The 12,331-nt window shown below is 70.7% G+C and carries 9 protein-coding genes; 8 read left to right on the top strand and 1 reads right to left on the bottom strand.

All coding sequences use genetic code 11. From position 1 onward, the window contains the following. Window positions 1-11: 11 nt before the first annotated feature. Window positions 12-3,956 (bottom strand): type VII secretion protein EccCa, encoded by a 3,945-nt coding sequence (eccCa, locus tag ACFVFH_RS29090; protein WP_383774097.1) that lies wholly within the window; start codon window positions 3,954-3,956, stop codon window positions 12-14. Between the two features lie 305 nt (window positions 3,957-4,261). On the opposite strand from eccCa, the gene eccD reads away from it, so the two are divergent. The 8 genes from eccD (at window position 4,262) to ACFVFH_RS29130 (ending at window position 12,324) form a co-directional block, all read left to right on the top strand. Then, the gene (gene eccD / locus ACFVFH_RS29095; protein WP_383773982.1) at window positions 4,262-5,662 is read left to right on the top strand and encodes a type VII secretion integral membrane protein EccD; all 1,401 of its coding nucleotides are present in this window, start codon (window positions 4,262-4,264) and stop codon (window positions 5,660-5,662) included. A gap of 17 nt (window positions 5,663-5,679) precedes the next feature. Further along, a complete protein-coding gene (eccB, locus tag ACFVFH_RS29100; RefSeq protein WP_383773984.1) occupies window positions 5,680-7,233 on the top strand; it encodes a type VII secretion protein EccB in 1,554 nt (517 codons plus the stop codon). A gap of 102 nt (window positions 7,234-7,335) precedes the next feature. Then, on the top strand, window positions 7,336-7,701 hold the full coding sequence (locus ACFVFH_RS29105) for a hypothetical protein (RefSeq protein ID WP_383773986.1): 366 nt from the start codon (window positions 7,336-7,338) through the stop codon (window positions 7,699-7,701). Window positions 7,702-7,812: 111 nt separating this feature from the next. After that, on the top strand, window positions 7,813-8,136 hold the full coding sequence (locus tag ACFVFH_RS29110; protein WP_383773988.1) for a WXG100 family type VII secretion target: 324 nt from the start codon (window positions 7,813-7,815) through the stop codon (window positions 8,134-8,136). Between the two features lie 13 nt (window positions 8,137-8,149). Then, window positions 8,150-8,593 carry a type VII secretion system-associated protein gene (locus ACFVFH_RS29115; protein ID WP_383773990.1) on the top strand — a complete coding sequence of 148 codons (444 nt, stop codon included), beginning with the start codon at window positions 8,150-8,152 and terminating at the stop codon, window positions 8,591-8,593. 167 nt (window positions 8,594-8,760) lie between these two features. Beyond that, entirely contained in the window at window positions 8,761-11,469 is a 2,709-nt protein-coding gene (locus ACFVFH_RS29120) for an AAWKG family protein (RefSeq protein WP_383773992.1), read from the top strand. 89 nt (window positions 11,470-11,558) lie between these two features. Then, a complete protein-coding gene (locus ACFVFH_RS29125) occupies window positions 11,559-11,972 on the top strand; it encodes a YbaB/EbfC family nucleoid-associated protein (protein WP_383774099.1) in 414 nt (137 codons plus the stop codon). Window positions 11,973-11,979: 7 nt separating this feature from the next. Beyond that, window positions 11,980-12,324, top strand: a complete 345-nt coding sequence (locus ACFVFH_RS29130) for a hypothetical protein (RefSeq protein ID WP_383773994.1) — start codon at window positions 11,980-11,982, stop codon at window positions 12,322-12,324. The last annotated feature ends 7 nt before the right edge of the window (window positions 12,325-12,331 follow it).

A 12,331-nucleotide genomic window follows, 5' to 3' on the forward strand; every position in this document is an offset into this window, starting at 1 on the left:
TCGCGCCTCCCTCAGCTCGCGGGCGGCGCCTCGTCCTCCCGGGCCAGTGCGGTCTGTACGAGGGTGGCCTTGCGCCGGACGATGTACTGGGCCCGGCCCGGCGGCAGGTTGCGCGGCTTCACGTTGCCGAACACATACCCCTCCGAGGGCGGGCAGGACAGCAGCATGCCGGGCGTGTTGACCTCGTCCAGGCGGCGCAGCAGCTGGTCGTTGAGGCCGCGTCCGGCACCGGTGGCCGACCGTACCGCCACCACGTGCAGGCCGACCTCGTAACCGAGCGCGAGGTGGTCCAGGAGCGGGGCGAAGGGGTGGTCGTAGGAGCCGGTGCCGCTGACCATGTCGTAGTCGTCGACCAGGACGAACAGCCGGGGGCCCGTCCACCAGTCGCACTGGCGCATCCGGGACGGCGCGATGTCCGGGCCCGGCAGGCGGGTCTTGATGGCGCGGGCCGCGCCGCCGACCAGTTCGCGCAGCGAGTCGATCGCGACGACGTGTCCGAGGCGGTACTCCTCGGGGACGGCGTCGACCAGTTCGCGGCGGTAGTCCACCACCAGGATGCGGGCCTCGGCCGCGGTGTACTTCGCGGTGATGGAGCGGACCAGCAGGCGCAGCAGGTTGGTCTTGCCGCTCTCGCTGTCGCCGATGCCGATCAGGTGCGGGGTGCGGCCGAAGTCGTGCCAGACGGGCGAGAGGGTCTCCTCGTCCAGGCCGATCGGGACGCGAAGTCCCTCGGTGCGCTCCGGTGCGGGGAGTTCACCCGCCGGGAGGCGGTGCGGGAGCATCCGGACCGGCGGGGCGGGCGGTCCCTGCCAGTGTTCGGCGATCCGGGCGACCATGTCGGCGACGCCCTCGGCGAGGTCGTCCGCCTCGTCGCTGCCGTCGATCCGGGGCAGTGCGGTCAGGAAGTGGAGCTTGCCCTCCATGGTCAGTCCGCGCCCGGCGCCGCGCGGCACGGTGGCGGCCTTGCGGATGTCGATCATCGAGTCCATCGGGTCGCCCAGCTTGAGCTCGATGCGGGTCAGGGACTGGTCGCGGACCTGGGCGGGGAGCTCGATCCAGCGGGCGGTGGTGACGACGAGGTGGACGCCGTAGTTGAGGCCGCGGGAGGCGATCTGGTGGAAGGTGGGGATCAGGGTGTCGAAGTCCTGCTTGACCGTGGCCCAGCCGTCGACGACGAGGAAGACGTCGCCGTGGGGTTCGTCGGGGAACTCCCCGGCGGCGCGGCGGCGCCGGTAGGAGGCCATCGAGTCGATGCCGCTGTCCTGGAAGAACTGCTCGCGCTCGTTGAGCACGGCGGTGACCTCGGCGACCGTACGGCTGATCCGTTCGGTGTCGAGCCGTCCCGCGACACCGCCGACGTGCGGCAGCCGGGAGAGTGCGGAGAGCGCTCCGCCGCCGAAGTCCAGGCAGTAGAACTGCACTTCGCGCGGGGTGTGGGTGAGGGCCAGTGCGCTGATCAGGGTCCGTACGATGGTCGACTTGCCGCTCTGCGAGCCGCCCGCGACGGCGACATGGCCGCCCGAGGCGGAGAGGTCCACCGTCAGCGGGTCGCGGCGCTGCTCGAACGGCATGTCCACCAGCCCGAGCGGCACCTTGAGCCGGCCCGGTCCCGAGGTCCCCGCCGGGGCGAGGCCGCGGTCCGGGTCGGGTTCCAGCGGGGGGAGCAGCACATCGAGGGCGGGCGGCAGGTCCAGCGGCGGCAGCCACACCTCGTGGGCGGCCGGTCCGGAGCCGCGCAGCCGGTCCAGGGCGACGGAGAGCAGGGTGTCGCCGGTGTCCGTCTCGTCGGCCGCCGCGGCGGGATCGGGTTCGGAGGTGCGGGCGGGCGCCCGGGGGACGACCCAGTCGGTCGTCCAGGGCATCACCTGGCTGGCGACCCTGGCCTGGACCGCGGCGCCGCGGCGCTTGCGGTAGGGGCCGGACACGTATGCCGCCCGGAACCGGGTCAGCGCGTCGACGCCGCTCTTGAGGAAGCCGCTGCCGGGCTGGGAGGGCAGCTGGTAGGCGTCGGGGACGCCGAGCACCCCGCGCGACTCCATGGCGGAGAAGGTGCGCAGTCCCACCCGGTAGGAGAGGTGGCTCTCCAGCTGGTGCATGCGCCCTTCGTCCAGGCGCTGGGAGGCGAGCAGCAGATGGACGCCGAGTGAACGGCCGAGGCGGCCGATCATCACGAAGAGGTCCATGAATTCACGGTGCGCGGAGAGGAGTTCACTGAACTCGTCGACGACGACGAAGAGGCTGGGCAGCGGTGCGAGGTCGGCTCCGGCCGCCCGTGCCTTCTCGTACTCCAGCGCGGAGGTGTGGTTGCCGGCGCTGCGCAGCAGTTCCTGGCGGCGGACGAGTTCGCCGTGCAGGGCGTCCTGCATGCGCTCCACGAGCGCGACCTCGTCGGCCAGGTTGGTGATCACCGCTGAGGTGTGCGGGAGTTCGTCGAGGCCGAGGAAGGTGGCGCCGCCCTTGAAGTCCACCAGGATGAAGTTGAGTGTTTCCGAGGAGTTCGTGAGGGCGAGACCGAGCACCAGGGTGCGCAGCAGCTCGCTCTTGCCGGATCCGGTGGCGCCGATCAGCATGCCGTGCGGGCCCATGCCGCCCTGCGCGGACTCCTTGATGTCCAGTTCCACGGGGATTCCGTCGGCGCCGACCGCGACCGGTACGCGTAGCCGGGCCGCGCCGGTGGAGCGTTCCCAGAGGGTGGCCGGTTCGTGCCGGTACAGGTCCGGGATGCCGAGGAGGGTGGTGAGTTCGACGTCGGTGTCCAGCGGCTGGGCGGCGTCCGAGGACAGGCTCATCCGGTACGGGGCGAGCAGCCGGGCGAGCGCCTCGGCGGCGCCGGGGCCCATGGCGTCGGGGCGGCCGAGGAGGGTGGTCTGTTCCTTGCGGCTGCGGTCGGTGCGGACGAGGTTCAGGCTGTCGGGCTGGACGTCGAGGCGCAGTGTGGTGCGGCCGGGGCGCCAGCTGAGCGCGCCGGACAGGTCGAGCACGACGGCATTGCGCAGGCCGGGGCCGTCCAGCCGGTGGCCGGCGGGCACGGTGGCGCCGTCGACGACGATCACGGTGAACGGTTCGTCGCGGCCGGGCACGGCCTCGGGGTCGAAGGGGGGCCGCTCGGAGAATTCGGCGCCGAGCAATGCTTCCAGGTCACGGAAGGCGGAGGCGACCAGCCGGGAGGGGCCCGCGCCGTCCTGTTCCTGGGCGTGCTGGCTGTGCGGGAGCCACTTCACCCACTCCCATTCGGCGCGCCGTTCGTCGGCGACGCACAGGGCGATCCAGAGTTCCTCCGGCGGGTGGAAGAAGGCCAGCTGGGACAGGACCGCGCGGACGGAGTCCCGTACGGCCCGGTCGTCGCCGCGGTACAGGATCCTGGTCCAGGAGCGCAGGTAGAGCCCGGTGGGCTGCTCGGGAACGACCCCGTACGCCTTGATGAACCGGCGCAGTGCGTGGGCGCAGAGCGGTTCGAGGTCCTCGACCGGCTTGGTCGCCGTCGGGCTGAGGCGCAGCGCGAGCTGCTGGTCGCCGACGGCTATCCGCACCTCGGCGAAGTCGTCGTCGGTGACGCGGCGTTCCCAGAGCCGGGTGGAACGCACCATGGTGCGCAGCACCTTGGGTTCGGGGTGCCGCCAGGCGAGGGCCTCCTGCTGGTCGCTGACCGCCTCGTGGACGCTGCGCCGGATCTGGGAGAGATAGCGCAGGTAGTCGCGGCGTTCGCCGCGCAGCCGCTGTTTGCGCTCGCCGCCCTTGCGCATCATCTGGCCGATGAGCATGGCGGCGGAGGCGGTGACCATCATGCCGAGCGCCAGATAGGTGAAGACGCTGCTGCCGCCGCCCGGACGCATGAACATCAGCATCATGGACACCGACATCATGGCCATCGGCAGATAGGTCCAGATCGCGGAGGAGTCGGGGACCGTCTCCGGCAGGGTCGGTGGCTCCTGGAGGATCAGCTCCCCTTCGGGCATGTCGGGGCCGCGGCGGCGGGCTGGGCGGCGGAAGAGGACCACACTCAACGAACAGACTCCTTCGACGACGGCGACGGCGGGCCGCGGACGGCGGCGGACCGCCCGCCGTGACGGGGGTGGACCGGATCGGCGCGGGTGCGGCAGGGGGTGTCGAGATATGCACAACCCGGGCACTTGCGGACCAACAGAGACTCGGACGAGGTCCGTTGACGACGTTCCGGATGATGATCAGTAGTCTGCATCCGATTCGCCAAGCGCGTCCATGTCGCTTCCGACACGTCCCCACGAGAACGCGAGCCCTGACCTTGACCGACAGCTCCGTGGCGGGCCTGTGCCGCCTCACCATACGTGCCCCCGAAAAGACCATCGACCTTGCGGTGCCCGCCGATGTGCCGGTGGCCGATCTCCTTCCCACCGTGCTGCGTTACGCGGGTGAGGAGCTGGAGGAGAACGGCCTCGACCACAGCGGCTGGGTGTTGCAGAGGCTGGGTGGCCCGGTCCTGGACGACGAGGGGTCCCTGGAGTCCCTCGACCTGAAGGACGGCGAGGTCCTCTACCTGCGCCCGCACACCGACGCCCTGCCCGAAGTGCGGCTGGACGACCTGGTCGACGGCATCGCCAGTGTGGTGCGCGACCGGCTGCACGGCTGGACCGCCGACTCCAGCAGGCGGCTGCTGCGCGTGCTGTGCGTCCTGACCCTGCTGGCCGGACTCGCGCTGCTGGCCTGGCCCGGCGGGCCGGTCGGGGTGCGCGCCGTCGGGGCGGGCGCGGTGGGTGCGCTGTTGCTCGCCGGGGCCGCTTCGGCGAGCCGTGCGGTGGGCGACGCGGCCGCGGCCGCGGTCCTCGGCTCGATGGCGAGCCCCTATCTGGCGCTGGCGGGCTGGCTGCTGCCGGGCGGTGACCTGAGCGGCCCGGACATGCACCAGGTGCTGGGTGCCCGGCTGCTGGCGGCGGGGGCCGCCGGGGCGGGCGGTGCCGTGCTGGGGCTGGCCCTCGCGGCGGTGTCGGTGCCGTTCTTCCTGGCGACGGCGGTGTTCTGGTGCGCCGTCGCGCTGGGCGGGGCGCTCGCCGGGCCCGCCGGTCTGGCGATGGACGGCGCGGCGACGGTGCTCGCCGCGCTGGCCGTGATGCTGGGCGGTTTCGTCCCGGCCCTGGCCTTCAAGCTCGCGGGCATGCGGATGCCCTCGCTGCCGACCAACTCGCAGCAGTTGCAGGAGGGCATCGAGCCCTACGCGGGCGGCGACGTGACGACCCGTACCGAGCTGGCGAGCGGCTGGATGACCGCGCTGTACGGGGCCGCGGGCACCGTCTGCGCGGCCAGTCTCCTGGTGCTGGCCGACCGTCCGAACCTGCCGGAGACGCTCACCGCCTCGGTGCTCTCGCTGCTCCTGCTGCTGCACGGGCGGGGCATGGTCAACGTTCCGCAGCGCCTGGCGCTGCTGCTGCCCGGCGTCTGGGGGGCGGCGCTGCTGGTCCTGGCGCTGGCGGCGACGCTGGCCCCCGGTGAGCGGCCGCTGTTGGTGGCGGGGCTCGTGGCGTTCACCGCGTTGCTGGCCATCGTGTCGTGGACGGTGCCCGGACGCCGTCTGGTGCCGTACTGGGGCCGCGCGGCCGAACTGCTGCATTCGGCACTGGCGATCAGCCTGCTGCCGCTCGCGCTCTGGGTGCTCGGCGTCTTCGCCGCGCTCCGGGCGATCAACGGCTGATCCGGAAGGTATGCGACATGCAGTCCAAGCGTGACCAAGTCCAGGCGCACACCTTCGTGATGGGCCGGCTGACCTCCGGGATGCTGCTCGCCGACCCGGACGCGCCGGAGAGCCCGCTGGGGCGGACGACCCGCGGCGTGCTGATCGGTGTGGTGATCACCGCGCTGGTGGCCGCCGGTTCCCTGGTGTACGGCTTCATGTCCCCGGGCGGCAATGACGCGTGGCGGGCCGCGGGGACCCTGGTGGTCAACCGGGACACGGGGGCCCGTTACGTGTATGTGTCGGGCCGGCTGCGTCCGGTGCGCAACTACGCCTCCGCGCTGCTGGTCGGCGAGGGGAAGCTGAAGTCCGAGGACGTGGGTACGGCGTCGCTGAAGGGCACTCCGGTCGGCGCCCCGGTCGGGATACCGGGCGCGCCGGACTCCGTGCCGGGCCGGGCGGACCTGGAGAGCGATCCGTGGCAGGTGTGCTCGGTGCTGGCGTCGGAGGCGGGCGCGGAGGACTCCGGCGGCGCCCGGAGCGCGACGGGCGCGTTCACCGCGCTGGTGGCGGGCGCGCCGGTCGAGGGGCGGGGGATGGGCGCCGGGCAGGCCCTGGTGGTGTCGGGGCCGGACCGGACGCGGTATCTGGTCTGGCAGGGCAGCCGGCTGCGGCTGGACCGGGGCGGGAACGCCGCGGTGTCGCTGGGGTACGGGTCGGTGACGCCCCGGCCGGTGTCCGCCGCGTTCCTGGACGCGTTGGTGCAGGGCCCGGATCTGGTGCCGCCCGCCGTGCCCGGCCGTGGTGGCGCGGGACCGTCGTTGGGCGGACGGCCGTCGAAGCTGGGGCAGGTGTTCCAGTCCCGTACGCCGGGGGCGGCGCGCCAGTACTACCTGCTGCGCAAGGAGGGCCTGGTGCCGTTGACGGAGACCGGGGCGGCGCTGGCGCTCGGTGACGCGGCCACCCGTGACGCGGCGTACGGGGGCGCGGCGCCCGCCGCGGTGGTGATCGGTGCGGCCGAGGTGAAGGCCCGGCTGGCGCCCGGCGCGGAGGGCGCCGAGCCCGTTCCGGCCGGGCTGCCCGCGAAGCCGCCGCACGCCGAACCCGTACCGGCGGGCTGGGCCGCCTGCGCCCGGGTGCGGCCGGACCGGGGGGACGGCACCCGGGTGACCGGTGCGCTGGTTCCGCTCACCGCGCTGCCCCCGGCCTCCGCCGCCGCGCCGGAGGACATCGCCCCGGCCTGTCTGCCGGTCGACGCGACGGCGGTACGCCCGGGACACGGCGCGCTGGTCAAGGCGCTCGGTGCGGGCGGTACCGACGTCGGCTCCACCACGTATTTCGTCGCCGACAACGGGGTGAAGTACCGGCTCCTGTCCCAGGCGGCGCAGAAGGCGCTGGGGTACGAGGGCGCGGCCGCGCAGGCGCTTCCGTCGCCGATCCTGGCGATGCTGCCGTCCGGCCCGGATCTGAGCCCGGAGGCGGCCGCGGCGGGACGCGGCACGGGCACGACGGAGCCTTCGTGCCCGCGGTCGACGGGAAAAGCGGAGGGCCGTCAGGGCAACGGAACGTTGCCGTCCGGTAAAGGAAGTTGAGCAACCCTCAGGAAAAGCTCAGATGCCGTCACCAGTCATTGAGCACACCGCTGATCTGATCATAGGATCGCGGCCATCCAGCAGTTGAGCATGGGAGAGACCGTGGCAGACACAGACGCTCAGGCGGGACCGGGCGGCAACCTCCAGCAGTCGAGCGAGACCTCGACCCGGAACGGCATCCAGGCCCTCGAAGCCGCCTACAGCGGAATCCTCAAGTCCCGCCAGGACGTCGACGACACCCGCAACAACCTGAGCAAGGGCTACCAGGGCAGCGACGGCGGCCAGTACGGCGCCCTGCTGAAGCAGTGGGACGACCAGGTCAACATCATCCTCCGCAACCTGGAGGACATGGTCGACAAGCTCAACACGAGCCTGGTGGAGCACGGCAAGACGCAGGGATCGTCCAACGACGCGATCAACCAGGCGTACAGCGCCTCGCAGAAGGCGTTCGACGACCTCATGGCGTAGGACCGCCCCGGACGGCACCGCCCCGCCGTCCATCCCGCCGGCCGTCCGGCACCCCCCTCGCCGCCTCCGCGGCGGGGCATCGTTCCCAGGCAGTGAAGCGAGGTCTCCCCGATGCCCGACAACCTGACAGACGGTTACATCCTGGTCGATTACGGCCACATGAACAACGCCGGCGACGACATGGTCCGCCAGACCCAGGCGATCGCCCGGACCCTCTCGTCGCTGGAGGCGGAGCTCGCCGAGCTGCGCAAGACGTGGTACGGCTCCGACGCCGACACCTACCGTCAGAAGCAGGCCGCCTGGGACCAGGCGGTGAAGAACATGGAGACGCTGCTGAACTCGCACGCGGCCCTGCTGACCGACATCTCGGGCAACTACAAGTACAGCGAGAACTCGCTGTCGCAGATGTGGTCCGAGATCACCATCGGCCGCTGAGCGAGGGCACCCGATGGCCGATCTGACCCACCTCGACGGCAAGAGCCTCAAGTCGTTCGCCGAGAACGACGTCACGGAGTTCCAGACGGCGCTGGACAAGATCCGCAAGGACGACCCCAACGGCCTGAAGGCGCTCAAGAGCATCCTCGACGGGCGCACCACACCCACCACGCTCCAGCAGGACCCGGCTCTGGCCATCGGTCTGCTGGGAACGGACGACAGTGTGCACGGCCAGTCCCTGGTGAAGGCGGTCAAGACGGCGGCGGGTTCGGTCGACGCGATCTTCGAGAGCCAGCAGACGCTCTTCAAGCACATCAAGATCGACCTGCTGACGACCATCGAGAAACTGCTCAGCACCCAGGGCAAGAGCCTCGAATCGATCGACGGCGCCGCGCTGCTCGACATCTTCTCGGACGTGGACAAGGACCTGAGCCCGACCACCACGACCAGCGCCTGAGGGGCTGTCGGGCGAGCTCCGGCAGCCTGCGTCCCGGCCGCCCCCGCGGGGCGGCCCCTCCCCGGTGATCCGCCCGGACCGCTCCCGCCGGTCCGGGCCGATCCGTCTCCGTACCGACTCCTCGTCCGCCCGCCCCGACCCTCTTCCTCGCCTCCGGAGCGTTCCGCATGTCGACCCCGACTTCACAGAACTACGACGCCGACGACTACTGGGGGCAGGCCGTCAACAAGCTGACCGGCTATCCGATGCCCAGCCGGAAGGGCCTGTTCACCGGCCTGAGCAGCAAGGAGAAGAGCCCGCTCTTCCGGATGAGCCTGGACAAGATCGGCGTCCAGTCGGTGGTGGACGCGGCGAAGCAGGGGTCGCTGAAGAGTTCGGGCCAGGACTACGACCTGTACTTCTACACCAACAAGGACGGCCGCGTGGGGATGTACCACGCCCGGCTGGTCTTCATCGGCTCCTTCATGTCGGAGAACGGGCGCAGCCGGGGGCTGGAGGCCCATGAGTCCCTGAGCGGCGGCAAGTACAAGGGCGCGTACGGCGACGACTTCGACATCGGCCCCCTGGGCCAGTACATGGGCGGCCCGGGAGCGGCCCTGAACGCTCTGATCGGCCTGAAGACCACGCAGGGGGTGCAGTTCAACGGCGCCTCGGTCCCGGACGCCAACGTGGTGGATCTCCATTCCTTCCAGTACACCGCCCAGGCCTTCGACCGGGCCGCCCAGTTCTTCGTGGACCAGACGGAGGTCCTGGCGGGGTGGGAGAAGTCGCTGGGGAGCGAGCAGTCCTCCTGGAAGGGCCAGGCAGCGGGAATCTTCTGGCAGCTGGTCCATCAGCTCAATGGAAACTACGACAACTACAAGCAGCAGCTGGGCGCGGGCGAGACGTACGACGCCGTCGGGGACCCCGCGTTCACCCCGAAGTCCAGCCACTCCAAACAGCTGATGGCCGCGCAGCAGACGCTGCTGACCCAGGGGACGTCCCTCCAGACGGCGTGGAACGCGTGGATGGGGCGCAACGAGCACGACCCGCACTACTTCCTGATCAAGGTCCTGAACGAGATCCTGACCTGGCTGACGGAACACAACATCCCGTTCATCACGTCGACGACCATCCAGGGCAACACCGTCAACCCCAACTCCACCACGACGTACTCCACCAAGGAGGGGTTCCAGGAACCCCATCCGCAGTACGGAGACCTCACCGACATCCAGAACTGGGCCAAGGTGGGCGAGGAGGCCGTACGGCAGTGGAACGAGTTCATCGACACCCCCCACCCGGACATCGCGGGGCTCGAACTCGGTCTGAACGGGACGGCGCAGAAGGTGCTGTCCGACCTCAACAACGCCTGGATCGACGCCACCACCCCGTTCGAGACGCCGCTCACCACCAAGAACACCGGGTCGCTGACGGAGTTCTACACCAAGGAGAAGACCGACAAGGCCAAGGAGGAGGCGGACAAGAACAACCAGGACCTCAATACGACGCTGAACAATCTCAACAAGGGCATCGGGGACATGGGGAACAACATCACCAAGTCCCTCAACGACTTCGGTGGTGGGCCGGGCGGCATCAAGGACCTGCTCGGCAACGGCGACACGAAGGACCTCAACCCCGGCTCGGGCGGCGGTCTCGACGACAAGACCGGCAAGAAGCTGATCGACGATCTCAATCCGGGCAACAAGGACACCACCCCGGGCAACGGCGACACCACGCACACGGGCCCGTTGAACCCGATGTTCCCCAATCCCAACAACCCCAACAGTCCGAACCCTTCGGCCACCGGGCCCGACGGCACCACCGTCCAGCTCAACAAGGACCGCAACCCGGTCATGACGTTCCCCAACGGTGACAAGGCGACGTACGACCCGAAGACCGGGAAGTACACCGTCACCCCGAAGGACGGCAAGCCGACGGTGCACGACCTCAACCCGGGCCAGAGCGTGACCAACCCGGACGGCAGTGTCACCAAGCTGAACAAGGACGGCACGCTCACCACCACGCACAAGGACGGCAGCAAGCAGATCGTCGATCCGGCGACCGGCAAGGTCACCAACATCGACAAGAACGGCAAGGAGACGGTCAGCGATCTCAACCCCCGGACCGACTTCCAGTGGCCCAACCCCAAGACCCACTTCACACCGCCGCCGGTCCACCAGGATCTCAACCACGATCCGACCCGGAACCTGACCCGGGATCTGAACCATGATCTCGACAGGAGCCTGCGGGACCTCGACCGGAATCTCCGCCACGATCTCAACTCCCTCGGCGGGAACTCGCACGCGCTGAACGACACGTCCTCGTCCGGAGGCGGCCGGAACCGGTCCGGCGGCGGCGAGTACGAGGAGTACGACAACACCTTCCATCCGGGCGGAACGCTCGGTGCGCCGCCCGGCACCGAGGCGGCCCCGCCCCCCACCACCGAGCTGGGCACGGCACCGGGCACGGGCGCCGGCTCCGACCAGGACGGCTCCACCCCGCTCAACCCCGCGGGCAGCATGGGCGGGATGGGCATGGGTGGCATGGGAATGGGCGGCATGGGCATGGGCGGGATGGGCGGCATGGGTGGAGGTGGCGGGCAGGCCGGCGGTTCGTCGGGCGAACGCGTCCGCAACGTCCTGACGGAGAGCGGCCCCGGCACGCGCGGCGGGTCGTCGCGCACCGGCGGCCGACGCGGCGCCGAGGAGGAGCGCAGCGCCCGCAGGGCCCGTACGGCCACCAGTTCCACGGCCGGAGCCGGCGGAGCGCCCGGCGCCACCCAGGGCGGGCAGGCGACCGGCAGCAGCGGTGAGCGCGACCGGGTGCACTGGGTGGCCGAGGACGAGGACGTGTGGGGCGCCGAGGAGGGCGGCACGCCCACGGTGGTGGGACGGTGAGCGGCGCGGTGAACGAGGCGTCGGAGAGTTCGGGGCGCGGCGAGGTCTCGCCGTACGCCCGGTCCGTGGAGGCCCGGCTCGCCACGGCGATGGCCGAGCTGGAGGCCACCGAGAAGGGCGTGGCGAAGGCCGAGGCCGAGCTCCGTCAGGCGAAGCGCACCGTGCGGTCGGCCGACCGGTCGGTGGAGGTGACGGTCGGCCCCCAGGGCGAGCTGACCGCGCTGCGGTTCCTGGAGCAGAAGTACCGGACCATGTCGCCGGGAGAGCTGTCCGGGGCGGTGCTGGAGGCGTTCGGGCGCGCCCGTGCGGAGATGGCCCGGCAGGTGATGGAGGCGTTCGAGCCGTTCACCCGGCCGAGCACCGAGGTGCCCGAGCTGACGGGTGTGGACATCGACTGGGAGCGGATCTTCGGGCCCGAGGTGCTCCAGGACCCTGAGGAGCGGGCCCGGCAGGACTCGGCACGCCGACTGCGTGACGAGATCGACGAGGACGAGGAGCGCTGAGCGCGACATGAGCGACAACTACTTCGCCGAACCCGCCCGCATCCAGGCCGGGTTGCGGCAGATGTTCTCGATCAGCACCTCGATCGGCGCGATGGTGGACGACTTCGTCATGGATGTGCGGGCGACGCGCGACTGGCCCGGCCAGAACGACAGCTTCGCCCAGGAGGTCATCCCGCAGGAGCAGAAGGAGCGGGAGAGCAGCTGCGAGACCGCGATCGCCCTGTCCGAGGCGGTCAAGGGCGTGGCACACGGGACCTCGATCAACCTGACCTCGATCATCTCCAACCAGAACAACATCCTGGACGCCATCCGCGACCACCGGATCAAGCCCAACACCAGCGGAAAGCGCTGACGACAGA

It is taken from the genome of Streptomyces sp. NPDC057697 (genome assembly GCF_042799335.1).
Lineage (GTDB): Bacteria > Actinomycetota > Actinomycetes > Streptomycetales > Streptomycetaceae > Streptomyces.

Bases quoted from the DNA above. Each gene is read 5' to 3' on its own strand.
- ACFVFH_RS29115 (WP_383773990.1), top strand. From the start codon at position 8,150: ATGGCCGATCTGACCCACCTCGACGGCAAGAGCCTCAAGTCGTTCGCC.
- ACFVFH_RS29120 (WP_383773992.1), top strand. From the start codon at position 8,761: ATGTCGACCCCGACTTCACAGAACTACGACGCCGACGACTACTGGGGG.
- ACFVFH_RS29110 (WP_383773988.1), top strand. From the start codon at position 7,813: ATGCCCGACAACCTGACAGACGGTTACATCCTGGTCGATTACGGCCAC.
- ACFVFH_RS29125 (WP_383774099.1), top strand. From the start codon at position 11,559: ATGGCCGAGCTGGAGGCCACCGAGAAGGGCGTGGCGAAGGCCGAGGCC.
- ACFVFH_RS29130 (WP_383773994.1), top strand. From the start codon at position 11,980: ATGAGCGACAACTACTTCGCCGAACCCGCCCGCATCCAGGCCGGGTTG.
- eccB (WP_383773984.1), top strand. From the start codon at position 5,680: ATGCAGTCCAAGCGTGACCAAGTCCAGGCGCACACCTTCGTGATGGGC.
- eccCa (WP_383774097.1), bottom strand. From the start codon at position 3,956: ATGCCCGAAGGGGAGCTGATCCTCCAGGAGCCACCGACCCTGCCGGAG.